This window comes from Acinetobacter sp. GXMZU3951, from assembly GCF_054457875.1.
This window is the reverse complement of sequence record NZ_JBTLFO010000004.1, coordinates 247179-271470: the sequence shown is the minus strand read 5'-3', so window position 1 is coordinate 271470 and position 24292 is coordinate 247179. Positions and strand designations below refer to the sequence as shown.

The 24292-nt window shown below is 42.7% G+C and carries 25 protein-coding genes and 1 riboswitch; of the genes, 12 read left to right on the top strand and 13 right to left on the bottom strand.

Going from position 1 to position 24292, the window contains the following annotated elements:
- From ACX17N_RS09055 to ACX17N_RS09015, 9 genes are all read right to left on the bottom strand, one after another.
- The coding region (locus ACX17N_RS09055) for a CoA-transferase (RefSeq protein ID WP_458892252.1) at positions 1 to 168 on the bottom strand (168 nt) is incomplete at its 3' end.
- A gap of 30 nt (positions 169 to 198) precedes the next feature.
- Positions 199 to 1419, bottom strand: coding sequence for a benzoate/H(+) symporter BenE (benE, locus tag ACX17N_RS09050; RefSeq protein ID WP_458892233.1), 1221 nt, complete (start codon positions 1417 to 1419; stop codon positions 199 to 201).
- A 55-nt stretch (positions 1420 to 1474) separates the two neighbouring features.
- On the bottom strand, positions 1475 to 2260 hold the full coding sequence (gene benD, locus ACX17N_RS09045; RefSeq protein WP_458892232.1) for a benzoate diol dehydrogenase BenD: 786 nt from the start codon (positions 2258 to 2260) through the stop codon (positions 1475 to 1477).
- A gap of 52 nt (positions 2261 to 2312) precedes the next feature.
- The gene (benC, locus tag ACX17N_RS09040; protein ID WP_458892230.1) at positions 2313 to 3329 is read right to left on the bottom strand and encodes a benzoate 1,2-dioxygenase electron transfer component BenC; all 1017 of its coding nucleotides are present in this window, start codon (positions 3327 to 3329) and stop codon (positions 2313 to 2315) included.
- 94 nt (positions 3330 to 3423) lie between these two features.
- Positions 3424 to 3915 (bottom strand): benzoate 1,2-dioxygenase small subunit, encoded by a 492-nt coding sequence (benB, locus tag ACX17N_RS09035; RefSeq protein ID WP_458892229.1) that lies wholly within the window; start codon positions 3913 to 3915, stop codon positions 3424 to 3426.
- Complete coding sequence (gene benA, locus ACX17N_RS09030; protein WP_458892228.1) at positions 3912 to 5300, bottom strand: benzoate 1,2-dioxygenase large subunit; 1389 nt, start codon at positions 5298 to 5300, stop codon at positions 3912 to 3914. The genes benB and benA overlap by 4 nt, the downstream gene beginning before the upstream one ends.
- 75 nt (positions 5301 to 5375) lie before the next feature.
- A complete protein-coding gene (gene catA, locus ACX17N_RS09025; protein ID WP_458892227.1) occupies positions 5376 to 6296 on the bottom strand; it encodes a catechol 1,2-dioxygenase in 921 nt (306 codons plus the stop codon).
- Positions 6297 to 6451: 155 nt separating this feature from the next.
- Positions 6452 to 6742, bottom strand: coding sequence for a muconolactone Delta-isomerase (gene catC, locus ACX17N_RS09020; protein ID WP_458892226.1), 291 nt, complete (start codon positions 6740 to 6742; stop codon positions 6452 to 6454).
- A gap of 13 nt (positions 6743 to 6755) precedes the next feature.
- Entirely contained in the window at positions 6756 to 7865 is a 1110-nt protein-coding gene (locus ACX17N_RS09015) for a muconate/chloromuconate family cycloisomerase (protein WP_458892225.1), read from the bottom strand.
- A gap of 115 nt (positions 7866 to 7980) precedes the next feature.
- Between ACX17N_RS09015 and ACX17N_RS09010 the strand changes: the two genes are divergently transcribed.
- Positions 7981 to 8895, top strand: coding sequence for a LysR substrate-binding domain-containing protein (locus tag ACX17N_RS09010; protein ID WP_458892224.1), 915 nt, complete (start codon positions 7981 to 7983; stop codon positions 8893 to 8895).
- A gap of 19 nt (positions 8896 to 8914) precedes the next feature.
- On the opposite strand, the gene ACX17N_RS09005 is transcribed toward ACX17N_RS09010, so the two are convergent.
- Both ACX17N_RS09005 and ACX17N_RS09000 read right to left on the bottom strand, forming a co-directional pair.
- On the bottom strand, positions 8915 to 9823 hold the full coding sequence (locus ACX17N_RS09005) for an alpha/beta fold hydrolase (protein WP_458892223.1): 909 nt from the start codon (positions 9821 to 9823) through the stop codon (positions 8915 to 8917).
- A gap of 21 nt (positions 9824 to 9844) precedes the next feature.
- Entirely contained in the window at positions 9845 to 10381 is a 537-nt protein-coding gene (locus ACX17N_RS09000; protein WP_458892222.1) for a PadR family transcriptional regulator, read from the bottom strand.
- A 134-nt stretch (positions 10382 to 10515) separates the two neighbouring features.
- On the opposite strand from ACX17N_RS09000, the gene ACX17N_RS08995 reads away from it, so the two are divergent.
- The 4 genes from ACX17N_RS08995 to ACX17N_RS08980 are packed head-to-tail and all read left to right on the top strand — an operon-like array spanning position 10516 to position 14867.
- Positions 10516 to 12543: an FAD-dependent oxidoreductase gene (locus ACX17N_RS08995; protein WP_458892221.1), complete on the top strand. Its 2028-nt coding sequence runs from the start codon at positions 10516 to 10518 to the stop codon at positions 12541 to 12543.
- Between the two features lie 48 nt (positions 12544 to 12591).
- Entirely contained in the window at positions 12592 to 12999 is a 408-nt protein-coding gene (locus ACX17N_RS08990; RefSeq protein ID WP_458892219.1) for a nuclear transport factor 2 family protein, read from the top strand.
- Between the two features lie 40 nt (positions 13000 to 13039).
- Positions 13040 to 13756, top strand: coding sequence for an SGNH/GDSL hydrolase family protein (locus ACX17N_RS08985; protein ID WP_458892218.1), 717 nt, complete (start codon positions 13040 to 13042; stop codon positions 13754 to 13756).
- Positions 13757 to 13775: 19 nt separating this feature from the next.
- Entirely contained in the window at positions 13776 to 14867 is a 1092-nt protein-coding gene (locus ACX17N_RS08980; protein WP_458892217.1) for a YheT family hydrolase, read from the top strand.
- A gap of 74 nt (positions 14868 to 14941) precedes the next feature.
- Here the strand turns inward: ACX17N_RS08980 and ACX17N_RS08975 are convergent, their stop codons facing one another.
- The gene (locus ACX17N_RS08975) at positions 14942 to 15346 is read right to left on the bottom strand and encodes an internalin (RefSeq protein ID WP_458892216.1); all 405 of its coding nucleotides are present in this window, start codon (positions 15344 to 15346) and stop codon (positions 14942 to 14944) included.
- A gap of 227 nt (positions 15347 to 15573) precedes the next feature.
- Between ACX17N_RS08975 and ACX17N_RS08970 the strand changes: the two genes are divergently transcribed.
- From ACX17N_RS08970 to ACX17N_RS08940, 7 genes are all read left to right on the top strand, one after another.
- Complete coding sequence (locus tag ACX17N_RS08970; protein WP_458892215.1) at positions 15574 to 17211, top strand: CTP synthase; 1638 nt, start codon at positions 15574 to 15576, stop codon at positions 17209 to 17211.
- 35 nt (positions 17212 to 17246) lie between these two features.
- Positions 17247 to 18104, top strand: coding sequence for a 3-deoxy-8-phosphooctulonate synthase (gene kdsA / locus ACX17N_RS08965; protein WP_458892214.1), 858 nt, complete (start codon positions 17247 to 17249; stop codon positions 18102 to 18104).
- A 60-nt stretch (positions 18105 to 18164) separates the two neighbouring features.
- Positions 18165 to 19454, top strand: a complete 1290-nt coding sequence (gene eno / locus ACX17N_RS08960; RefSeq protein WP_241625177.1) for a phosphopyruvate hydratase — start codon at positions 18165 to 18167, stop codon at positions 19452 to 19454.
- Positions 19455 to 19471: 17 nt separating this feature from the next.
- Positions 19472 to 19873: a cell division protein FtsB gene (gene ftsB, locus ACX17N_RS08955; protein WP_458892212.1), complete on the top strand. Its 402-nt coding sequence runs from the start codon at positions 19472 to 19474 to the stop codon at positions 19871 to 19873.
- Positions 19833 to 20555, top strand: coding sequence for a 2-C-methyl-D-erythritol 4-phosphate cytidylyltransferase (gene ispD / locus ACX17N_RS08950; protein ID WP_458892211.1), 723 nt, complete (start codon positions 19833 to 19835; stop codon positions 20553 to 20555). Before ftsB ends, ispD begins: the two co-directional genes overlap by 41 nt.
- A 126-nt stretch (positions 20556 to 20681) precedes the next feature.
- Entirely contained in the window at positions 20682 to 21818 is a 1137-nt protein-coding gene (gene rodA / locus ACX17N_RS08945) for a rod shape-determining protein RodA (protein ID WP_458892210.1), read from the top strand.
- Positions 21819 to 22008: 190 nt separating this feature from the next.
- A riboswitch (glycine riboswitch) is annotated at positions 22009 to 22099 on the top strand.
- A 139-nt stretch (positions 22100 to 22238) separates the two neighbouring features.
- A complete protein-coding gene (locus ACX17N_RS08940; RefSeq protein WP_458892209.1) occupies positions 22239 to 23483 on the top strand; it encodes a D-amino acid dehydrogenase in 1245 nt (414 codons plus the stop codon).
- A 125-nt stretch (positions 23484 to 23608) separates the two neighbouring features.
- Here the strand turns inward: ACX17N_RS08940 and ACX17N_RS08935 are convergent, their stop codons facing one another.
- Positions 23609 to 24259 carry an A1S_1983 family putative colistin resistance protein gene (locus ACX17N_RS08935; RefSeq protein WP_458892208.1) on the bottom strand — a complete coding sequence of 217 codons (651 nt, stop codon included), beginning with the start codon at positions 24257 to 24259 and terminating at the stop codon, positions 23609 to 23611.
- Between the last annotated feature and the right edge of the window lie 33 nt (positions 24260 to 24292).

Here is a 24292-nt window from a genome sequence, read left to right as displayed (position 1 = left end):
GCCGGCGTTGTTGCTGACAATGGTCAGGTCTTTACGTCCAAGCTTGATCAGCCCGTCAATGAGTTCAGCGGGTTGGCCTGCTGTGCCAAAACCACCGATCATGATGGTTGAGCCATCGGTGATTTGGGAGAGCACCTCAGTCAGAGATGCATTACTTTTGTCAATCATAATATTTCCTAGACCATAATGTAGGTCAGATTAACTTTTACTTGATTGGGTGGATGAAAGCGGGGCTGGTTCTGTGGAACGTTTGGTTAAAATTACATGTGCCAATAAACCAATACAGATGCCCCAAAAGACGGAACTCAGCCCTAGAAAATGCATGCCTGATGCTGTGGCCAGAAAAGTAATTAAGGCAGCATCACGGTGGGCTTTATTTTTCATGGCAGCACTCATGTTGGTTGCGATCGCGCCAAGGAGTGCCAAACCTGCTAAGGCAGCCACCAGCTCTTTAGGGAGTAAGCTAAACAGCATCACGATACTGCCCGCAAAAAGCCCACCTAGAATGTAGAAAATCCCGTTGGCAATCCCTGCGATATAGCGTTTTTCTTTTAGCTCGTGCGCATCCTTACCCATACATAAAGCAGCGGTAATGGAAGCCAGAACGATGGTAATACCGCCCACACAGGCCACAGCTAAGGACGCAATGCTGGTGGTCATAATGATGGGCTTGGCAGGGGTGTCATAACCACTGAGTTTCATAATGGCCATACCAGGTAAAAACTGACCCGTTAGACTTACCAAAATGAGCGGGAGTGCCAGATTTAAAGTGGAATTCCACGTCCATTCGGGTTGAATGAAATGTGGAATCGCCAGTGAGAATTGCATGCTGACAGGATTCATTTTGCCCAAGAACAGGCTGAGTGCGACGCCCGCACACAAGACCCAGACCATGGCATAACGAGGACTGAACCGTTTTGCAAACAGAAAGGCCACAAGCATGCCAAACACGATCACAGGCATGCTGTCGGTGGCTAAGAAAAGCCCAAGCCCAAATTGCAATAGAATACCCGCCATCATCGCTGCTGCAATATCTTGAGGAATCCAAGCCAACAACTTGTCAAAATAACCTGAAGCACCAATCACAAAAATAGCAACCGCAGTGGTGATATAGGCAGCCACCGCTTCATTCAGTGAAATATCTGGAAATAGGGTCACAAGCAGGGCTGTACCTGGTGCAGACCAAGCCGTGATGACAGGAACTTTGAATTTAATGGAGAGCAAGATGCCTGCCAGTGCCGCACCAATGGATATTCCCCAAATCCAGGAAACCATCATATCGGTAGACACTTGGGCTTGCTGTGCCGCCTGAAAGAAAATAATCAGTGGTCCTGAATATGAAATCAGAACCGCTAAAAATCCTGCCACACTGGCTGAAATTGACCAATCACGTTTTAAGCGCTCTAACAGGTGTACCATTGCATTGCCTCCATGCTGATGTGTTCAATGTTCCTGTAAAAATCAAATGATCAGGTTAACCCTGATCACCACCACCTACAGGTACGACTGTACCTGTCATATAAGAAGATTCATCTGAGGCAAGGAATAAGATGGCATTCACTTGCTCTTGAATGCTGCCGTAGCGACCCAAGAAAGTACGGTCAATGGTTTGATCGACCACTTGCTGCATCCACTCTTTTTCGGATTCAGACAGTGGGTTTGCATTACGTGGCACCTTACGTGGTGGCGCTTCTGTACCGCCAGTCGCGACAGCATTTACACGAATACCATCTTTGGCATGTTCAAAGGCAAGGGAAGCGGTTAGGCCATTCACGCCACCTTTTGAGGCCGAATAAGGCACACGGTTAATGCCACGTGTTGCAATTGAAGAGACGTTTACAATTGTCCCTTGCTGATTTTTAATCATTTCTGGTAGGACTGCTCGGCAGCACCATAGGGTTGGGAACAATGAACGATTCACTTCCTTGATAATTTCTTCTTCAGAAAACTCTTGGAACGGTTTCATCCAGATTGCCCCACCCACGTTGTTAATCAGTACATCAACACGCCCGTAGGTATCTAGTGCTTTGGCAACCACAGATTCTGCGCCTGCAAATGTTTCAAGGTTGGCTTTTACCGTTACGGCATCGCCACCAAGCTCTTCAATTTCTGCCAACACTTCTTCTACATAAGGAGAAAGATCAGCCATAACCACTTGAGCACCTTCGCTCGCCACTTGTACCGCGACACCGCGACCGATGCCTTGGGCGGCACCAGTGACGATGACCACTTTGTTTTCAAATCTTTTTGAACGGTTCATTTTGTTCTCCGACTTCTAGAGGATGTCTAACAATAGAGGATGTCTAACAAACTTAGTTGGCAGAGAATTTTTCAAATAGGAAGTTTGCCGGTTTAACACCTTCTGCATCTAACCAGCCGCGAACCGCTTCAACCATAGGGACAGGGCCACATAAATAGATATCGACATCGCCAGCGTTGAGCCATTCATTCTCGATATGACCTGTGACATAACCTTTACGCGCATGTGCAGACTCTGGATTGGCCACTACAGTGCGATACTCGAACCAAGAGAATTTGTCTTGAAGTTCGTTTAATTTTTCAATCGCGACCAAGTCAAAATCATTGGTTACGCCAAAGACTAAACGGACGGGCTGTTCTGACCCTTTTTCTTCGAGTACTTGCAACATCGACATGAAAGGAGCAATGCCTGTACCACCCGCCAACATCAGCACAGGACGTACGACATTACGTAAATAGAAGCTACCAAATGGGCCGGTAAAGGTCATTTTGTCGCCTGCTTTTGCATTTTGGCTTAAGAATTCACTCATTTTGCCGTTTGGTACGTTACGGACCACAAAACCTGTTAAGCGGTTGCCTGGCTTAGAGCTAAATGAATAAGAACGGGTTTCTGTTGTACCAGGAATACCCACATTCACATATTGACCTGCCAAGAAGTGAATGTCAGGTTGACCTTCATCTAACTGAATATCAAAAGTAATGGTCGAGTCTGATAAGTTTTCGACACGTGACAAAGTACCTTCAAAGGCATGAATTTCAGTTTTACATACATCCGAGGTTGCTTGAATTTGGAATACGGCGTCTGAAGTGGGTTTACATTGACAGGCCAGAATGTAGCCTTGTGCAGCTTCTTCAGGGGTCAGTGCATCTTCAATATAAGTTTCTTCAGGCATGTCATACGAACCTGATTCACAAAACGCGCGGCACGTTCCGCATGCACCGTCACGGCAGTCCAAAGGAATATTGATCTTTTGACGGTAAGCTGCGTCTGACAGTGTTTCACCATCGGTAACAGAAATAAAACGTGTAACGCCATCTTCAAATTGAAGTGCAATATTGTGGTTTGACATGGCTGAATATCCTATATAAATCTTTGAAACTTGACCTTCCAGCCAAGATTCCATCTGGCTGAAAGGGTTTACCTTGCTGTAAATGAATACAGTCTTAGAGGTGATAAATATCAATTACTTGGTTGATGTAATCGTTTTTCAGCACCACGTACTTGCTTAAAATTTGCGGTTTGTCACCCGAAAAATCGATTTCATAGCGTGACATCCCAAAGTAGCTGTAGTTAGTTTTGTAACGGAAACTCAAGGTATTCCAGTTAAAACGTACAGTCACTTTATCGCCATCACGTTCAACAATTTCGATGTTGTTGATGTTATGGCTCGTACGTGTGTCTGGCATGGTTGCAGAGGAACGCTCAGTTTTAATACGGAACACACGGTCTTCTAAACCTTGACGGTCTGGATAGTAAATTAACGAGATTTCAGACTGAGGGTCTTGGGTTAAACGGTCATCGTCATCCCATGCTGGCATCCAGAAAGACGCAGTAGGTGCATAGCACTGTAACCAATCATCCCATTGCTCATCATCTAAAAAGCGCGCTTCTTGATAAAGGAATTGGGCAATATTTTCTAAAGTAATCGCGCTCATGCGTTTTCTCCTTCAGTTGCTGCCGCAATTTCTTTTTCAGTTGCGATGCCTTGTTTAATCAGTTCTAACCAGTGCTGGTGCTGAGCAAGGTATAAGCCTTCATCTTCAGTTTTAATGCCAGAGAGTTTTGGTTTTAAGCCAATTTCGTTGGCAGCATCATCGGGACCTTGAATCCAATGCTTAGAACCACGGCACATATCGTTCCACTCAAGCGCGATACCTGCGTAACCCGCTTGGCATGCACGGAATTCTTCAAGATCGTCTGGCGTCGCCATACCTGATGCGTTAAAGAAGTCTTCGTATTGACGAATACGGCGTGCGCGTGCTTCTGGCTCTTCACCAACAGGGGCAATACAGTAAATCGTCACTTCAGTCTTATCGACAGAAAGCGGACGCAATACACGAATTTGTGAACCGAACTGATCCATGAAGTACACGTTTGGATAGATACACAAGTTACGTGAACGTTCGATCATCCATTTCGCCATTGCTTCACCGTATTGTTCGGTGTATTCATCTTTCTTGGCAAAGTTAGGACGGTCTTCAGGGTTCGCCCATTGCGTCCAAAGTAGCATGTGACCATTTTCAAAGCCGTAAGAACCACCGCCTTGTTTACCCCATGAGCCTGCGCTCATGGCACGAATATTGTCACCCGCTTCTTTTTCTTTACGTTGCTGAGTAGTTGCAGCATAGTTCCAGTGCACGGCAGACACGTGGTAACCATCGGCACCATTTTCAGCAGTTAACTTCCAGTTACCTTCATAGGTGTAAGTCGACGAACCGCGTAAAACTTCAAGACCTTGTTGTGATTGACCCACAATCATGTCAATAATTTTAGTGGCTTCACCGAGGTATTCTTCTAAAGATGGAACATCTGGGTTTAAGCTACCAAATAAGAAACCTTTATAGCTTTCAAAGCGGGCAACTTTTTTCAAGTCATGTGAACCGTCTTTGTTAAAGCAATCTGAATAGCCCGCATCGGCAGGGTCTTTCACTTTTAATAACTTACCCGAGTTGTTAAAAGTCCAACCGTGGAATGGGCAAGTATAAGTTGCTTTGTTACCACGTTTGTAACGACATAACTGTGCACCACGGTGTGAACATGCATTGATCATGGCATTCAATTCGCCATTGCGGTTACGCGCAATGATAATTGGCTGGCGACCAATGTAAGTGGTGTAGTAGTCGTTGTTGTTTGGAATTTGGCTTTCATGTGCCAAATAAACCCAGTTGCCTTCAAAAATGTATTTCATTTCTAGGTCAAACAGAGCTTGGTCTGTAAAGACTGAACGGTGTAGTTTAAATTCACCAGATTCAAAATCATCAACCAGTAATTCGTCAATGCGGTCTAAGTGGCTGGTATTAATTACAGGAATACGAGGCATGTCCTTTCTCCGACTTTCCAAGGAGGGGAAGTCATCGGGATGAATTTCAATCATCACATCCCGATTCCATTTAAATTATGCGCTTGCGCGACGACGCTCAACTTCAGTAGAAGGCGCACCTTCTTTATCATGCTGAAGAGCAATGTTGAACTGGATGTGTTTGAAAGGCGCTTTCAATCCACGACGAGCGATCTCAGCTTCATCTGTTACGTCTATCGCTTCTGCAACCAGACCTTCACGTGTACCGAATGCGAAGTCATCCCAAAGGTATTTGTCACCTTCGATGTTGAATTGAGTCGTGAGCTTACGGTAGCCAGGTGCAGAGATGAAATAGTGCACGTGTGCTGGACGCTGACCGTGACGCGAGATTTGGTTTAATACACCTTGCAGTGGACCTTCTGGGTTTAAGCCATACCCTACAGGCATCGTTGTTTGTGCAACATATTGGCCATTTTCGTCAGTAAAGATTGAGCGACGAAGATTAAAGTGGCTTTGTGACTTATCAAAGAATGAATAGTTACCGTGGCTGTTTGCATGCCATACTTCAACTTTGGCATTAGGAATGATATTGCCTTCAGTATCTGTAACCGTACCTTCAATGATTAAAGTCGGGATTTTGCCTTCTTCTGAACCATCGTCCATACGGGCAAAACCAGTCGATTCAGGCGCACCCGCCACATACAGTGGGCCTTCAATAGTACGCGGTGTACCACCTGTTAAGCCTGCTTTCGCATCAGCTTCGTCAGCACGTAAGTCTAGGAAGTGCTCAAGACCGACAGCAGAGCCCATCAATGCAAATTCGTCTGCTTTTGCAATATCAATAATCTTTTCAATACCTTTCCAAACTTCTGATTGGCTTAAATCTAAGTCTTCAATCGCTTGGAATAAATCTGTAACTAAACGGACAAGTACTTGTTGTACTCGTGCATTGACTGGACCTTCAGATGTGTCAACGTTACAAGCTTTAACAATATTTTCAATGGTTTGACGATCCATTTCGTTACTCCTTGGATGTATGCGCTTTGGTGGCGAATATCTCTGAACTTTAATAAGAGATAATTGGCTGCCACGTTCCTTGTTTACTCGGTGTGTTAAATATCTATATCTTTTTGGTTGCTGGAAAAATGACTGATTCCAGTGCCTGTGTTGTATCAGCTGTCATCTTCACGAATAGATGAGGGGTGACGATTTAATGCCATCACTTCAATATTCATGTAAGGGTAGAGAGGAAGGACTTGTAAAATGTTGTGAAGTTCTTCATTGCTCTCGACATCAAAAATACTGATGTTGGAATACTGGCCCGTAATGCGCCAAATATGACGCCACTTGCCTTGACGCTGTAATTCCTGTGAATAAGCTTTTTCTACAGCTTTAATGTCGTTGACCGTTTCAGCTGGCATGTCCAATGGAATGTTTACATCCATACGTACGTGGAAAAGCATGGGTTTCTCCTCATTATTGACGACGTAAGTTGTCAATTTTGTCTTCATCAAGCTCAATACCCAGTCCAGCTGTGGCCGGTAACATCAGCTCAAAATTTTGATATTGCAGGGGGGTCTTTAAAATTTCTTCGGTGAGTAATAGTGGACCAAACAGTTCGGTGCCATAGGCTAGATTGTGAAAAGTGGAAAAGACTTGTGCCGATGCCATCGTGCCAATCGGCCCTTCAAGCATGGTGCCACCATACAGATCAATTCCTGCCAATTTGGCAATTTTCCCGACTTCGCTGGCTTCGACCAAACCACCTGATTGCGCGATTTTCACGGCAAATACCGAAGCACCATTGCGTTTTGCAAGTCGATAAGCACTGTCAGGACCCATCAATGATTCATCTGCCATAATGGCAATATCAAAACGGCGGGTAAGACGCTGCATGGCATCAATGTTGTCAATTGCACATGGCTGTTCAATTAAATCGATACCGCCATCTTGTAGGCGTTGAATGCCTTTAATGGCTTCAAGTTCGGACCAAGCACGATTCACATCTACTCGAATGGAAATGTCTGGACCCAGTGCTTGTTTAATCGCTAAAACATGTGCCACATCTTCTTCAACACGACGTGAACCAATCTTTAACTTGAAGGTATTGTGTCGTTTGCAAGCAATCATTTGCTGTGCTTCAGCAATATCTTTATCAGTATCACCAGAGGCCAAGACCCATAGCACAGGGACGCTATGTCTTAAACGACCTCCAAGCACTTCACTGATTGGTAAACCTAAACGTTGTGCTTGAATATCAAATAAGGCGGTCTGAATGGCGTTTTTCGCAAAGCGATTGCCATTGATATTTCGTTTCAATGTTTGTATGGTTTGCGCCACATTCAAACCGGATAAAGATTTCAGTAATGGGGCAAAATAAGTTTCGATATTGGTTTTAATACTCTCGGGACTTTCTTCGCCATAGCCTAAGCCGCCAATCGTGGTTGCTTCGCCCCAGCCCACAAAGCCATCTTCGGTGGTGACTTTGATCAGGACCAGCGTTTGAGTTTGCATTGTTGCTACCGCCATTTTGTGTGGGCGGACAGTTGGTATTTCTACAAGCAACGTTTCAATCGATTTATACATCTTTCGGCTTCGCTATCTTGATTTGTCTAATTCATGTGGTATACCTTAAAAGAATGAATTAATCCTGTCGAAGATCATTTTTGCATTTTTTTATATTTTAAAGGTATGAAGTCTTATGGAACTTAGACACCTACGCTATTTTGTAGCGGTTGTAGAGGAACAAAGCTTTACCAAAGCTGCGGAAAAACTATTTATTGCTCAACCACCACTTAGTCGGCAGATTCAAAATCTGGAAGGAGAGCTGGGAATTCAATTATTTGAGCGAGGGAGTCGACCTTTACAGACCACGCCAGCAGGTCAGTTTTTCTATCAGCATGCGGTCAAACTTTTGTCTAATGCTGAAGAAATCAAGTCGATGACCAAGCGCGTGGGCATGGTCGAACGGACTGTTACTATGGGCTTTGTTGGCTCTTTGCTGTACGGTTTATTGCCAAGAATTGTGTACTTGTTTCGCCAGCAGCAACCTCAGCTTAAAATTGAACTGATTGAAATGAGCACTAAAGATCAGATTCAAGCCCTCAAGGAAGGGCGTATTGATGTTGGTTTTGGACGATTAAGAATCTCAGATCCAGCCATTCGTCGGGTATTGTTACGTGAAGAACCGTTAATGGTCGCTGCACACAGTAGCCATCCATTGGCATCACAAAAACAAGGGGTATACCTTGCAGATCTGGTTGAAGAGAGTCTGTTTTTATATCCAAGTCATCCCAAACCGAATTTCTCTACGCAAGTCAGAGGCTTGTTTTCTGAGTATGGCTTAGAGCCAAGAACTTTAAGGGAAGTACGAGAAATTCAGTTAGCACTGGGCTTGGTGGCTGCGGGCGAAGGGATCTGTATTGTGCCTGAAAGTGCCTGTAGCATTCAGTTTCCGCACCTGAATTACATTCCTTTGTTGGATGATGCTGCGGTGAGTCCCATCTTCCTCGCTATCCGAAGTATGGATGAAAGTGAAGATATCCGCTCCTTATTTGACTGTATTTATCAGGTCTATGACCTTGAAGCAATCAAATACGATCGGGCAGTGCTTTAATACAACTTTAGTCTTATGCTTAATGATAGTCTGAAAGAAAGCGGGAGATTTCTCGCTTAAATTTAAACGGTTCATTAATCAAAATAGCATGTCCTGAACGTTCAAAAATGACCTGTCTGGCATTTTTAACACTGTTGGCGACAATTATTTGTCCCAGAGAAGGATAAAGCGTCGATTTTTCACCAATAAAAAAGGTGGTTGGACAATCCAGTGCCGCAATAGCATCTCGATAGTCTTCATCATGATATAAATAGTTATTGATATACCATGCCAGATAGTCGAGTCGATGCAGTGGCAATAGATGTTTTTGTAATTTATCGTACTTTAATGCGGTGTTCCACAGCACCGGACTAAAGGCGTTGCTATTTTGTAATAGGCTGAATTTACTCCAGATTTTAATAAATTCCTGACGGGAAGCTGGTTCAAGATCTTCTAGACTGTGCACAGGAGGTAAGGCCGAAAAAAATAACGAAATTTCTGCCAAGACCTTTTTAAAAGCAAGATGCTGCTGACTTAATAAACCATAGGGCCAGTGTGAATCTACGCTTATTTTAGGGGCTTGATCAATATGTAAATAGCGATTCAAATACTGTTTTAAGTTGCCATACTTCATGCCATGCATCGCAGTTGTTGCGCCCATAGAAAACGCAATGACAGCAAATTCCGAATACTTTAATTGTTGGATTAAGGCCTCTAAATCACGCCAATGGCTGGAAATGGCATCTATTTCAGGTATACGGCAATCTTTTGAACGACCAAAACCACGCCAATCTGGAATAATGAACTTAAATTGTTGACTGTTCTGAATTAAAAAAGGCATCCATTGCCAACTTTGCATGCCTAAACCGGATAAGACCAGTACAGGTTTACCCTGACCAAATTCACGAACATACAATTGTTCCTGATCGGGCATGCGGTAGTAAGGCATATTAATGTTCTCTTGCTTTTGTTAATCGAAATTTTTTAGACCTGTAATCATCGCCTCAAGCCATTGAATCCAGCCAACTTCTAGGTCGATCCCTAACTGTAAAATCATTTTATGAATATATAAAGTCCGATTTTCATTTTCTGACGATGAGAAATCTTTATTATAAATTTGTTGATAGATTTGGAGTTTCTCTTGGTGTAGTAGCAAATGACGTTCGAGTTCTGGCAATACGGTTGCTTCACCCATTTGCGCTTCTGCTCTTAAGCGAACCATCAGTTCTTCACGCAACTGTGCAGGCGGACTTTGCTTGACCATCCAGTCCGCCAGTTCTGTCCGACCCAGTTGTTCGACTTGATAAGTCTTTTTTCGGCTGGTCGCGCCTTCATCTTCAATCGTCGAGATCCAGCCTTTTTGCTGCATGGCACTCAGTTCACGATAAATTTGCTGATGTGTGGCATTCCAGAAAAAGCCCATAGAGCGGTCAAAACGTCGTGCCAGTTCAATTCCTGTACTTGGTTTTTCAATCAGACTGGTCAGTAGGACGTGAGCTAAGGACATAAGTAAGCATAAATAAACTTAAGAGAAAGACATTATGCAACATGTTGCATAGATTTCAAAATTAGATTATAAATTAGTGCAACAAGTTGCACAAAAGCAAATTTAGCCAGCACATTGCAAGCCATGGAGGTCTCATGTCCAATTTTCCACATTTACTTGCCCCATTAGATTTGGGATTTACCACGCTTAAAAACCGCGTATTGATGGGTTCTATGCACGTTGGTCTAGAAGAAGCCCCAGGTGGTTATGACCGTATGGCAGCGTTCTATGCTGAGCGTGCAAAAGGCGGTGTGGGGCTGATTGTGACTGGCGGTATTTCACCGAATGATCATGGTTTAACTTTTCAAGGTGGTTCTAAGCTCGATACGCGTGAAGAAGCTGAACACCATAAAGTGATTACTCAAGCGGTACATGATGCGGGCGGTAAAATTGCGCTACAGATTTTGCATACGGGTCGTTATTCATATCAAAAAGATATTGTTGCACCTTCTGCGATTCAGGCACCGATTAACCCAAGCCGTCCTAAAGAATTAAGCTCGGCTGAAGTCCAGCAAACCATCGATGATTTTGTGAATTGCGCCAAACTTGCTCAGTATGCAGGTTACGATGGTGTGGAAATTATGGGGTCTGAAGGTTACCTCATTAATGAATTTATCGCTGCACGTACCAACCACCGCGATGATGAGTGGGGCGGCAGCTATGAAAAGCGTATCCGTTTCCCTATTGAAATCGTGAAGCGTACCCGCGAAGCCGTGGGTGAAAACTTTATCATCATCTATCGTTTGTCAATGTTGGATTTGGTCGAAGGTGGTTCAAGCTTAGATGAAGTGATTCACTTAGCCAAAGAAATTGAAAAAGCTGGGGCAACGATTATCAATACGGGTATTGGTTGGCATGAAGCACGTATTCCAACAATTGCCACCAAGGTGCCACGAGCAGCATTTACTTGGGTGACCAAGAAATTAAAAGGCAGCGTTAAATTACCGTTGGTGACGTCTAACCGTATTAACACCCCAGAAATGGCAGAGCATGTCTTGGCTTCTGGTGATGCAGATATCGTGTCGATGGCACGTCCAATGTTGGCAGATCCTGAGTTTGTGGTGAAAGCGGAACAGGGTCGTAGCGATGAAATTAATACCTGTATCGGTTGTAACCAAGCCTGCCTCGATCACATTTTCTCGATGAAAATTGCAACCTGTTTGGTCAACCCACGTGCATGTTACGAAACTGAACTAATTTTCAAAGAGGTGAATCAGCCAAAAAACATCGCAGTGATTGGTGCTGGACCGGCGGGTCTAAGTTTTGCGACTTATGCAGCAGAGCGTGGTCACAATGTCACCCTGTTTGAAGCCTCGAATCAAATTGGTGGTCAGTTCAATATTGCCAAAACTGTACCAGGCAAAGAAGAATTCTATGAAACTTTACGTTACTTCAAGCGCAAAATTGAGTTGTTACAGCCGAAGATCAAGTTGCAATTGAACCATAAGGCGACTTATGAAGAACTGAGCCAAGCCAATTTTGATGATATTGTTGTGGCGACAGGGGTAACACCACGTGAATTAAGCTTCGAAGGCATCGATCATCCAAAAGTGTTGAGTTACATCGAGGTATTAAAAGAGCGTAAGCCAGTCGGTAAGCGTGTCGCGGTGATTGGCGCAGGCGGTATTGGTTTTGATACCTCAGAATACTTAAGCCACGAAGGCGAAAGTGGTAGCTTAAACCCACAAAAATTCTATGATGAATGGGGGATTGATACCGCTTACAGCAATGTTGGTGGTTTAAAACAGCCTGATGTTGAAGCTTCAGAACGTGAAATCTTCTTGTTGCAACGTAAACCAACGACTGTAGGTGCAGGCTTAGGAAAAACTACAGGCTGGATTCACCGTACAGGTTTAAAAAACCGTAATGTACAAATGATTGCGGGTGCCAGTTATGAAAAAGTTGATGACCAAGGTTTACATATCATTGTGAATGAAAAACCAATGCTCTTGGAAGTTGATCATGTGGTGGTGTGTGCAGGACAAGAGCCATTCACAGCCATGTTTGATCAGCTGAAAGCAGAGGGTAAAACCGTACACTTGATTGGTGGTGCCAAAGAAGCCGGTGAATTGGATGCGAAACGTGCAATTCGTCAAGGTGCTGAACTTGCAGCAGCAATTTAAAATTGAGGGGGCCTTCGGGTCCTCTTTTACTTTTAGGAAAATAAAGCAATGCAACTAAAACAAACTCAAAATGCATTACAACAATGGCACCAGATGATCGCTACACGCGACATGAGCCTATTAAATGAGCTTTTGGCGGATAATGTGGTGTTTCGTTCACCAGTGGCTTTTCATCCTTATGAGGGTAAAGCAGTCGTCCAGTTTATTTTGAGTAATGTAATCCAAATCTTTGAGAACTTTACTTATCACCGTGAATTTATCACTGAAGATGGTCAATCTGCTGTTTTAGAGTTTTCTGCCAATGTAGGCGATAAAAAACTGAAAGGTATTGATATGATTCAGTTCAATGAGCAAGGGCAGATTATAGATTTTGAAGTGATGTTGCGTCCGAAAAGTGGATTGGAAGCTCTTGCTGCGCAAATGGGGCAACGAATTCAACAATTTCAACCCAACTAAAATAGGTGCCTAAGTCACCTGATCATCTGAGGTTATATCAATGTGGTTAAAGCTCTCGACAGCGGCTTTGTTGCCTGTATTGCTGATACAGGGCTTGAAAGTTCGTCACAATACACCGCGCCTTGCCGAAGCCAGCGGTGATCGAGAGGGTATTTCAGGTCAGGGGCAACCTTTATCCTTATTAATTTTAGGTGATTCAGCCGCTGCTGGTGTCGGGGTAGAGTCGCAAAAAGAAGCCTTGTCAGGGGTAATCTTGTCCTGCTTAGAAGACGAATATCTGGTGCGCTGGAAATTACATGCAAAAACGGGTGATACCACTCAACAGGTGACTTCTGCGCTGCAACTTTTAGCACCACAACCCTATGATGTGGTCGTGACCTCAATTGGTGTGAATGATGTGACCAAGCTTATTTCCGCGAAAAAATGGTTAAGACAACAACAGCAACTGTTTTTAGAAATCCAAAATCGCTTTCAGCCCAAACTGATTATTGTCTCTGGCGTGCCCCCGATGCAGCACTTTAGCGCTTTACCTAATCCATTGGCATGGCTGTTTGGTCAATATGCTGCACAAATGAATCAAAAGTTGCAGCAATGGTTAGCACCTCAAACGCAGTACCAGTTTCTTAACTTTGATATTCAAACCTTTCAAAGCTTGAATTTGCCCATGGCAAGTGATGGTTTTCATCCCAGTAAAGAAATTTATGCGCTTTGGGGGCAGCAGATTGCTGCATTGGTCCGGCAATCTTTTCACTCATAGTCAGAGGTTATAGATGAATATGAGCATATCGAGTTTAAAAAAAATTAAAAGTATCGGTTCAGCATGGTTAGATGCAATGGTGGGTGCTGAACAACCTAAAATGTATTATGACCCGCAAGGGGCAAGTAAAAGTATTTTAGAAAAGTTACCGCAACTCCAGCAGAAATATCGTCCTACACCGTGGTTGTCAAATACACATGCACATTTGTTGTATTTCGATGTCATTAAAAAACGCAGCATTCAGCTAAAGTATGATCGAATCGATCAGCTCAGCATGCAAGATGGCGGTATTACCGCAGTCGCTTGGTATGGACTTGCATTACCTGCAGAAACGCCAACCATTGTGCTCTTACATACCATTACCGGTAATTTAAGCAGCATGCGTGAGTTGGTCCGTGATTTACATCAATATACTGGATGGCGTATTGCCTTGTGTTTGCGGCGTGGTCATGCCGATTTACCTTTACCCGTACCTAAAATGAGCTTGTTTGGTTCAACTTCGGATTTACGTGAACAAGTGACCTATATTCAACAGCAGTTTCCACAGTCTGCACTGTATGCTGTGGGTTCATCGGCTGGAACAGGGTTATTGGTGCGCTATTTAGGAGAACAAGGGGCGGATACGCCGTTTAAAGCGGCTTTTGCCTTATGCCCTGGCTATAACACCGAACTAGGATTTGACAATATTCATCCATTTTATAGCAAGGTCATGACCAAAAAGCTGTTTAATACTTTTATTCATCCTTATTTGTCCACATGGCAGCCTGTAGCATCGCTTCCGAAGGTTTTGGCGGTTAAAACGCTGGCTGAATTTGAAAAAAGTTATTTTGAATTGGCCGGTTTTCAGGATTATGCGAGTTATACTCAAGCCATTAATCCGATACACGTATTTCAAAATATTCGAATTCCTTTAATGGTCTTAAATTCAGAGGATGATCCTGTCTGTCATATCAAGAATTTTGAACCGTATAAGTCGCTGATACAACGTATGGAAAATATCATTGTAGTGACCACTAAAAAGGGCAGTCATTGCGGTTTTTATGAAGGTTTCACACAAACCCGTTCTTGGGCAGCACGACTGATGGCTGATTATCTTAAATTGCATGCCTAGCCTAAAGTTTAAGTATTTCTTACAGACAATAAAAAACCAGTTCAATTGAACTGGTTTTTTTAAAGCATTCAGAGTTATTTATTGTCTAATGCTGGGGTTGCAGCAGCAATTGCAGCAGCGACAGCATCATCTTCAGATTGAGCTGTACTATTTGGCTTTGTCGGTTGCTGTGCAGAAGGAGCAGGTTTCTCTTCTACTTTAGGTGCTTCAGTCACTTGAGTCGCAGGTTTAGGCGTTTCTTCACGACGAATTTCAGTGGTGGTATTCGCAGTTTGTTGGCGCTCTACTTCAACTTGGGCAGGAATGACAACTTCTTCTTCAGCTTGAGATGCTTCTAAAGGTTGGAACTGTGCTGGTTCAGATGCAGCTTGATTGGTTTCAACTTGCTGCTCGTCATCTTTAGGTTCTTCTTTTTTCACACACGCGGTCAGGAACAAGCCCATTGCAAGGGCGCCACAAATTAAAAGTTTCTTATTCATAATTGCACAAAATAAAGCATAAATAGAGTGCGCGTAGTATAACAGTAAAATAACAGATGAAAAATCCTGAGATTCCCTACTAAATTTTTATCGGAAATGCTGATAGAATAGCCAATTGTTTATTGATCTATGAATTGCTGCTAATTGACTTTGCTTTCTTGGTACAGAGTAAAGTAAAATCGCACAACATTGTAGGCCGATTTAGGCTCCATTGTACGAGAAACTTAATGACCCATTTTATTTTCGTTACTGGTGGTGTAGTTTCATCACTAGGTAAAGGTATTTCAGCTGCTTCAGTTGCTGCACTTTTAGAAGCCCGTGGTTTAAAAGTGACCATGGTCAAAATGGATCCATACATTAATGTCGATCCAGGGACGATGAGTCCATTCCAGCACGGTGAAGTTTTTGTCACAGAAGATGGTGCTGAGACTGACTTGGATTTGGGTTATTACGAACGTTTCTTACGTCGTGCGAAAATGACCAAGCTCAACAACTTTACTTCTGGTCGTGTTTATCAAGACGTACTGAATAAAGAACGTCGCGGTGATTACTTAGGTGGTACTGTTCAAGTAATTCCACACATTACAGATAATATTAAAGAACGTGTTCTTCGCGCAGGTGAAGGATATGACGTTGCCATCGTAGAAATTGGTGGAACAGTCGGTGACATCGAATCTCTCCCATTCATGGAATCCGTACGTCAACTGATGGTGGAATTAGGTCACAAACGTACCATGCTGATGCATTTAACGTTGTTACCTTATATTAAATCTGCTGCTGAGTTAAAAACCAAGCCAACACAGCACTCTGTTAAAGAGTTGCTTTCTATTGGTATTCAGCCAGACATCCTGATCTGCCGTACTGAATACGATGTAGATGCAGATACGACGCGCAAAATTGCACTATTTACCAACGTTGAAGCACGTGCGGTGGTGGTGTGTAAAGATGCGAAAACCATTTACCAAATTCCACGCACATTCTATGAGCAAGACGTTGATGATTTAATCTGTGAACGTTTTGGCTTTAATGACTTGCCAGAAGCGGATCTTTCAGATTGGGACAATGTGGTAGAAGCATTGTTAAATCCTGAATATACCGTACGTGTTGCAATGGTCGGTAAATATGTAGAACTTCCAGATGCCTATAAATCTGTGAATGAAGCATTATTGCATGCTGGTATTCAAAACCGCGTTAAAGTGCAAATCGATTATGTGAATGCTGAAGACCTTGAAAGCCAAGATGTTGCAACTGTATTGAAAGATGCTGATGCGATTCTTGTACCGGGTGGTTTTGGTGAACGTGGTACAGAAGGCAAAATGAAAGCCATTCAGTATGCACGTGAAAACAATGTGCCGTTCCTTGGTATCTGTTTAGGTATGCAGCTTGCAGTGATTGAATTTGCTCGTAATGTAGCAGGTATTGCAGATGCAACTTCTACAGAATTTAACCGTTCAACGAAGTCACCACTCATTGGTTTGATTACCGAATGGTTAGATGAGCGTGGTGAAGTACAACAGCGTAGCCTAGAGTCTGACCTTGGTGGAACAATGCGTTTAGGTGCGCAGAAGTCTGAACTGGTTGAAGGCACTAAAACACGTGAAGTTTACGGCAAAGCGGAAATTGTAGAACGTCACCGTCACCGTTATGAAATGAACAACCGTTTCATTCCAGCGATTGAAGCTGCGGGTATGAAAGTTTCAGGTTATTCTCCAGTTCAACATTTAGTTGAAACTGTTGAAATTCCTCAACATCCTTGGTTTATTGCTGTACAATTCCATCCGGAATTTACAAGTTCACCACGTGATGGGCATCCATTATTTGCAGGTTTTATTGGTGCAGCGAAAGCAAAACATCAAAAAGCTTAATAAGGTATGTCTAGGACTAAACTAGGAAAGTTTAAATGTCACAATTAAAACCACAAGAAATTGTACGTTTAGGCGATATACAAATGGCAAACCACTTGCCATTTGTACTATTCGGCGGCATGAACGTATTAGAATCGAAAGATTTAGCTTTTGAGATTGCAGAAACCTATATTGATATTTGCAAACGCTTAGATATTCCTTATGTATTTAAGGCAAGTTTTGATAAAGCAAATCGTTCGAGCTTAAACTCATTCCGTGGTCCTGGTTTGGAAAAGGGCATTGAATGGTTAGGGGACATTAAAAAGCATTTTAATGTGCCAATCATTACCGATGTCCATGAACCTTATCAGGCTGCACCAGTGGCTGAAGTTGCTGACATTATCCAGTTGCCTGCTTTTTTAAGCCGTCAAACGGATTTGGTTGAAGCGATGGCAAAAACCGATGCCATCATCAATATCAAAAAAGCACAGTTCCTTGCACCTCACGAAATGCGTCACATTTTGCATAAGTGTTTAGAAGCAGGAAATGACAAGCTGATTCTTTGTGAACGTGGTTCTGCATTTGGCTATAACAATCTTGTTGTAGACATGTTGGGCTTTGACATCATGAAAGAAATGAATGTCCCAGTGTTCTTTGATGTGACCCACGCTTTACAAACACCAGGTGGCCGTGCTGATTCTGCAGGTGGTCGCCGTGCGCAAATTACGACACTTGCGCGTGCTGGTATGGCAACAGGTCTTGCAGGTTTGTTCTTAGAAGCTCATCCAGATCCTGAAAAAGCCAAGTGTGATGGTCCATGCGCATTGCGTATGTCGCAGCTTGAGCCTTTCTTGGCGCAGCTTAAAGAATTAGATACCTTGGTTAAAGGTTTCGACAAGCTAGATACACACTAAATTATAGACTCATTGATGCCTTCTAAAGCATCTCGTTATTAATCAACTGAGGAATTATTCATGAGCCAAATCGTTGACATTCGTGCACGTGAAATTTTGGACTCTCGTGGTAACCCAACCATCGAAGCAGACGTTATCCTAGAATCTGGCGTTGTAGGCCGTGCATGTGCACCATCTGGTGCTTCAACTGGTTCTCGTGAAGCTTTAGAACTTCGTGACGGCGACAAAGCACGTTATTTAGGTAAAGGTGTTAAAAATGCGGTTAACAACGTAAACACTTTAATCCGTGACGCTTTAGTTGGTAAATCAGTATTTGAACAAAAAGACATCGATAACACGATGATCGCGCTTGATGGTACTGAGAACAAAGAAAAACTAGGTGCTAACGCAACTCTAGCTGTTTCTTTGGCTGCTGCACGTGCTGCTGCTACTGAAAAGAAAATTCCTCTTTTCCAATACATCGCAGACTTACGTGGTCAAACAACTTTGAGCATGCCTGTACCTATGATGAACATCATCAATGGTGGTTCACATGCAGACAACAACGTTGATATCCAAGAGTTCATGATTGAGCCAGTTGGCTTCACTTCATTCTCTGAAGCATTACGTGCGGGTGCTGAAATCTTCCATTCTCTAAAATCAGTTTTAAACAAAAAAGGTTTAAACACTGCTGTAGGTGATGAAGGTGGTTTTGCGCCGAACTTACGTTCTAATGAAGAAGCAATCACGGTTATTCTTGAAGCAATTGGTCAAACTGGTTACAAAGCTGGTTCTGATATTATGCTTGCGCTTGACTGTGCATCTTCAGAATTTTACAAAAATGGTCAATATATCCTTGCAGGTGAAGGCAATAAAGCATTCACAAGCAATCAGTTCTCTGACTATTTAGCAGGTCTTGTAAACCAATATCCAATTATCTCTATTGAAGATGGTTTGGATGAGTCTGACTGGGAAGGTTGGTCTTACTTAACGTCAATCCTTGGTGACAAAATCCAATTGGTGGGTGACGATTTATTCGTAACGAATCCTAAGATTTTACAACGTGGTATTGATCAAAAAGTAGGCAACTCTATCCTGATCAAGTACAACCAAATTGGTACTTTGACTGAAACACTTGATGCGATCTATCTTGCAAAAGCAAATGGTTACTCAACTGTTATTTCTCATCGTTCTGGTGAAACAGAAGATTCAACCATTGCGGATCTTGCTGTAGGTACAGCAGCGGGTCAAATCAAGACTGGTTCACTTTGCCGTTCTGACCGTGTTGCAAAATATAACCAATTGCTTCGTATTGAAGAGTTGACTAATGCAATCTATCGCGGTAAAGCTGAGTTCAAAGGTTTGAACTAAGCGATTGAATGCTATCTATGTTAAATGTATTTGACTCCGTTGCGAGTAAATTACTATTGGGCCTTGCGATCGTACTGATCGCAGGGTTTCAGTATTTATTCTGGTTTGGTGAAGGTGGCTATCATGATCACCAGCAACTGACCCAAAAAATCCAACAACAAACAGAAATTAATGATGAGCTTAAAGAGCGCAATCGCGTTTTAGCTGCTGAAGTTTATGATTTAAAAAATGGTGTTGAAGCCATAGAAGAACATGCACGTTTAGATTTAGGTTTAATTAAGCCGCGTGAAACTTTTGTGCAAATGAGTACGATCAGTACCCAATACAAACCGATTTATATTGATCCAAACGCCAAGATAGATACACGCACCAATGAAGATGACAACGCCATCCCACCAGAACCAGCAAATGCACAATAAACTGTGGGTAGTGATTCCTGCTGCGGGCTCTGGACGTCGCTTTTCTCAGACAGAGCTTAAACAATATCAACTGATTGATCAGAAAACAGTATTGGAACATACCGTAGAGCGTGTCAATACTCTTGCTTTAGCGGGTTATGTTTTGGCTGTGTCCGAAGATGATGCTGTCATCAATACATTATCTTTGGCGTCTTCTGAGCGAGCACATTTTTGTGCGGGTGGTGCAGAGCGTGTTGATTCGGTTTTAAATGCGCTCAATTATTTATCTGAAATTGCCGCTGCAGATGATTGGGTGTTGGTACATGATGCTGCGCGTCCTTGTGTGACTACAGCATCTTTGCAGGCTTTGATTGATTCTGCCATGCACACCGATCAGGCAGCAATTTTGGCAATACCAGTACGTGATACCTTAAAGCTGGTACACACCGAAACCGTCATCAGCAAAACAGTCAGCCGCGAAGCTTTGTGGCAAGCACAAACACCGCAAATGGCTCGATTAGGTGTATTAAAGCAAGCAATTCAACATGCACTCCAAGATGGTCAAGTTATTACTGATGAAGCCAGTGCCTTGGAATACATGGGGTATTCGGTGAATGTGGTGCATGGCCGCTCAGACAATATCAAGATTACTTATCCAGATGATTTGCAGTTAGCTCGCTTAATTATTGCGTCACAAAGCTGAACTTTTGCCGCCTTATTGACAGCAAATTTCGGAGTTACGAAATAATTTTCCAGAACGTGAAATTAAGCATTCACTCTCTAGTACTTTAAATTTATACTTGGCGCTTTTAGCTGTTTTGTCTTTCTGATGATACCTTCACAACAGTATCGTTTTTTACGTCAGTCCTTACGTGATGGGCGAAGTATTAAAGACGATTCCTCCAAATGGCACCGCTTGCATTTAGATCCTTGGTTATTAGGTTTCTTGGTGATTAATTCCATTATTGGCTTAATGGCGGTATATAGCGCCACTGCTGAAGATATGGGAATGGTGCTTCGTCAGGCCACCAGTTTTGGTGTAGGTTTTATATTACTGTTTATCTGTGCTCAGATTCCGCCAAAGGTTTATCAGGCCACGAGTCCATATTTTTATCTCATCTCTGTCGTACTATTGATTTTGGTCTTGGTGGTGGGGGATACGAGACTAGGGGCCAAGCGTTGGTTGACTGTACCGGGTATTGGCAGTGTTCAGCCCAGTGAGTTTATGAAGTTTGCGATGCCACTGATGATGGCATGGTATTTTGCGCGTAAGCCATTTCCTCCTAAGCTGATTCATATTATCGGTGCACTGATTATCATGTTTGTGCCGTTTGTATTGGTGGCTTTACAACCCGACTTATCCATCGGATTGATTATTCCTGGTATTTTTGTTTTGTTCCTGAGTGGTATGTCTTGGCGACTGATCTTGGGTGCATTCGCAGCACTGGCAGTCGTTACCCCTGTACTCTGGATGTATGTGTTGCAAACCTATCAAAAGAAACGTGTCTTAACTTTATTTGATCCTGAATCTGATGCTTTAGGGGCTGGCTGGAATATTATTCAGTCTAAAATTGCGATTGGATCTGGCGGTCTAATGGGTAAGGGGTATTTGGAGGGAACGCAGTCACATTTGGGGTATTTGCCAGAACATCATACCGATTTTATTTTATCGACTTACTCGGAAGAGTTTGGCTTTATCGGGGTGATGTTTTTATTTGTCCTGTATGCAGCTATTATTTTTCGTTGCATGATGATTGGTCTGAATTCATTCCATAACTATGGTCGCTTACTGGCGAGTTCAATTGGTTTGACCTTCTTTTTCTTTGTGTTTTTAAATTCAGGCATGATTAGCGGAATTTTACCAGTAACTGGTGACCCATTACCATTAATGAGTTATGGTGGTACTGCAGTTATTGCACTACTTGCGGGCATGGGAATTGTCATGTCGATTCATACACACCGCTAAGTTGTGCATGATGCTAGCCCCCTTAGGGGGCTTTTTTGTATTTTAGAGTGGTTTTTTAAAAATAGTATTAATTTATAATATGCTGATTTAAAACAATAAAAAATAAAATTGAAAAATAATGCATAATTAATTACTAAAAATGTTTATTTGTTGCTCGCTAATGGTATATATATTGCTCATATTATAAGAAGCAATTATTGCAGGAGAGAAGCACTGTCATAGTGCTCGCCGAAGGAGCAACGACCCCGGAAACTCTCAGGCAGAAGGACTGTAATAATTTCAAAATCTGGAGAGAAGTGCATAAACACAAGAAAGGCACTCACCGAAGGGGATGGTTGTATCTGATATGACCGAAGCTCTCAGGTACCAATGACAGATGGGGCATAAACAAGGAATGCATGCATTTCGAAGGAGTGCTTTATGCCACATATTATTGTTATTGGCTCTGGAATTACTGGGGTAACTTCAGCTTATGAATTATCTCAATTAGGTTACGATGTTACCGTGATCGATAAACATCTCTATCCTGCTATGGAAACCTCTTTTGCCAATGGTGGTCAGCTTTCTGCATGCAATGCTGAAGTTTGGAATCAAAAGTCGACCGTGCTAAAAGGCATTAAATGGATGACGCGCAAAGATGCCCCGTTGTTACTAAACCCTTCCTTTGATGTACATAAGTATGCATGGTTGGTCGAATTTCTGGGCAATATTAAATATTATGAAGAGAATACCCGAGAAACGGTTAGATTGGCATTGATGGCACGTAAGCGTTTATTTGATATCGCGGATCAAGAAGATATTCAATTCGATTTGGAAAAGCGCGGAATTCTGCATTTTTATCACAATAAAGCAGATTATGAAGTCGCAACCCGTGTGAATGAATTGCTACGCACTGGTGGTCTAGAACGTCATGCGGTAACACCAGAAGAAATTAAGCATATAGAGCCAAGCCTGACAGGGGATTATTATGGAGGGTTTTATTGCCCGGGGGATGCAACTGGGGATATTCATAAGTTCACTGCAGGTCTTGCCAAAGCGACACAGAAATATGGAGTGAAATATCGTTTTGGCTTGGACGTAACCGATGTTCGACATCATGACCAAGGCATCACGGTGGTTTGTAAAGCCAGTGACGAAAATATGAAGTCAACGGAGTCGGAAACAGAATATTTAGAAGCAGATGCTATTGTGGTTTGTGGGGGCGTAGGAAGTTATCAGCTAGCACATTTGCTTGGTGATAAAGTCAATGTTTATCCAGTGAAAGGATATTCGATTACTATTAATTTAGAGGATCAGCAAAGTGTACAACATGCACCGTGGGTCAGTTTGCTGGATGAAAGTGCCAAGATTGTGACTTCACGATTAGGTGAGAGCCGTTTAAGAATTGCGGGTACAGCGGAATTCAATGGTTATAACCGTGATATTCGTGCAGATCGTATTCAACCTTTGGTCGATTGGGCGAATAAGAACTTTGATATCTCTACTGAAAGTGTGGTGCCATGGGCAGGCTTACGCCCGATGATGCCAAATATGATGCCGATTGTACGTCGTGGGCGACGTGATCGCGTGTTTTATAACACGGGGCATGGTCATTTGGGGTGGACGCTGTCCGCAGCGACTGCGGTGATGATTAGTCAGGAAATTGCATCGGCATATCCAGCCTAATACAACTTTCGTAAAAAAGCACAGATTGATTCTGTGCTTTTTTATGGCAATTATTCAGTCGTGAACATCGCAGCGAATAATTAAAAGTGATCGAAAAACTTGAACAGGGTTGGCTTTGTTAAGTTTTAATCATACAGTCGATACACGCCTGTAAAGCGTTCGCAGCCTTTTTGCTGAGTTTTAATGGTTAAAATAGCCCTTGAGTAATCAAACTGATAGTTACAGTCATGCTCATTATCTACAATATTTTGCTTCTTATCGGTAGTGGTATAGGCCAGAAAGGAAATGGTCTGAGTTTCTTTTTTATTATTGGGATTACGATAAGCTAAACCCTCAATTTTAATATTGTCCTTACTGAGCTGATGAATTTGAAGATGTACGGGATTCTTTGCAATCTTGCCATTTTCAAACTTTAAATAATGTTGGGTCAAACTCTGATTCAGTGATGTATAAAAGTTTAAGTCGTCCGTGCGCAGTTCAAATTGCTGATTAAAGCAAGATGAGGTTTTACATTGCTGGATGCGTTTAAACCAGAGTTGATGAGTATCTTCTAAGAGTCGTAAAGGGGCATCACTAATTAGAAAAGCAGTGACATACTGGTTTTGAAGCTTTTGGCGCTGTTGTTCAAAATTGCTGGAGCAAAGCGTTTTTATAGCGGAGCTATCAGGCTGGCTACAGTTAATTTCTTGCGCATAGCTAAGACTACTGTAAATACAACCGATACCAATGAAAGATGCTATAGTTCTAAAGAATTTAATGTCTGTATTCAACAACATGATCGCTTATACTTTCACAACACTGTGCTGGTG

Coding starts and splice junctions, on each gene's coding strand:
- benE (WP_458892233.1), bottom strand. CDS start 1,419: ATGGTACACCTGTTAGAGCGCTTAAAACGTGATTGGTCAATTTCAGCC.
- benD (WP_458892232.1), bottom strand. CDS start 2,260: ATGAACCGTTCAAAAAGATTTGAAAACAAAGTGGTCATCGTCACTGGT.
- benC (WP_458892230.1), bottom strand. CDS start 3,329: ATGTCAAACCACAATATTGCACTTCAATTTGAAGATGGCGTTACACGT.
- benB (WP_458892229.1), bottom strand. CDS start 3,915: ATGAGCGCGATTACTTTAGAAAATATTGCCCAATTCCTTTATCAAGAA.
- benA (WP_458892228.1), bottom strand. CDS start 5,300: ATGCCTCGTATTCCTGTAATTAATACCAGCCACTTAGACCGCATTGAC.
- catA (WP_458892227.1), bottom strand. CDS start 6,296: ATGGATCGTCAAACCATTGAAAATATTGTTAAAGCTTGTAACGTTGAC.
- catC (WP_458892226.1), bottom strand. CDS start 6,742: ATGCTTTTCCACGTACGTATGGATGTAAACATTCCATTGGACATGCCA.
- ACX17N_RS09015 (WP_458892225.1), bottom strand. CDS start 7,865: ATGTATAAATCGATTGAAACGTTGCTTGTAGAAATACCAACTGTCCGC.
- ACX17N_RS09010 (WP_458892224.1), top strand. CDS start 7,981: ATGGAACTTAGACACCTACGCTATTTTGTAGCGGTTGTAGAGGAACAA.
- ACX17N_RS09005 (WP_458892223.1), bottom strand. CDS start 9,823: ATGCCTTACTACCGCATGCCCGATCAGGAACAATTGTATGTTCGTGAA.
- ACX17N_RS09000 (WP_458892222.1), bottom strand. CDS start 10,381: ATGTCCTTAGCTCACGTCCTACTGACCAGTCTGATTGAAAAACCAAGT.
- ACX17N_RS08995 (WP_458892221.1), top strand. CDS start 10,516: ATGTCCAATTTTCCACATTTACTTGCCCCATTAGATTTGGGATTTACC.
- ACX17N_RS08990 (WP_458892219.1), top strand. CDS start 12,592: ATGCAACTAAAACAAACTCAAAATGCATTACAACAATGGCACCAGATG.
- ACX17N_RS08985 (WP_458892218.1), top strand. CDS start 13,040: ATGTGGTTAAAGCTCTCGACAGCGGCTTTGTTGCCTGTATTGCTGATA.
- ACX17N_RS08980 (WP_458892217.1), top strand. CDS start 13,776: ATGAGCATATCGAGTTTAAAAAAAATTAAAAGTATCGGTTCAGCATGG.
- ACX17N_RS08975 (WP_458892216.1), bottom strand. CDS start 15,346: ATGAATAAGAAACTTTTAATTTGTGGCGCCCTTGCAATGGGCTTGTTC.
- ACX17N_RS08970 (WP_458892215.1), top strand. CDS start 15,574: ATGACCCATTTTATTTTCGTTACTGGTGGTGTAGTTTCATCACTAGGT.
- kdsA (WP_458892214.1), top strand. CDS start 17,247: ATGTCACAATTAAAACCACAAGAAATTGTACGTTTAGGCGATATACAA.
- eno (WP_241625177.1), top strand. CDS start 18,165: ATGAGCCAAATCGTTGACATTCGTGCACGTGAAATTTTGGACTCTCGT.
- ftsB (WP_458892212.1), top strand. CDS start 19,472: ATGTTAAATGTATTTGACTCCGTTGCGAGTAAATTACTATTGGGCCTT.
- ispD (WP_458892211.1), top strand. CDS start 19,833: ATGACAACGCCATCCCACCAGAACCAGCAAATGCACAATAAACTGTGG.
- rodA (WP_458892210.1), top strand. CDS start 20,682: ATGATACCTTCACAACAGTATCGTTTTTTACGTCAGTCCTTACGTGAT.
- ACX17N_RS08940 (WP_458892209.1), top strand. CDS start 22,239: ATGCCACATATTATTGTTATTGGCTCTGGAATTACTGGGGTAACTTCA.
- ACX17N_RS08935 (WP_458892208.1), bottom strand. CDS start 24,259: ATGTTGTTGAATACAGACATTAAATTCTTTAGAACTATAGCATCTTTC.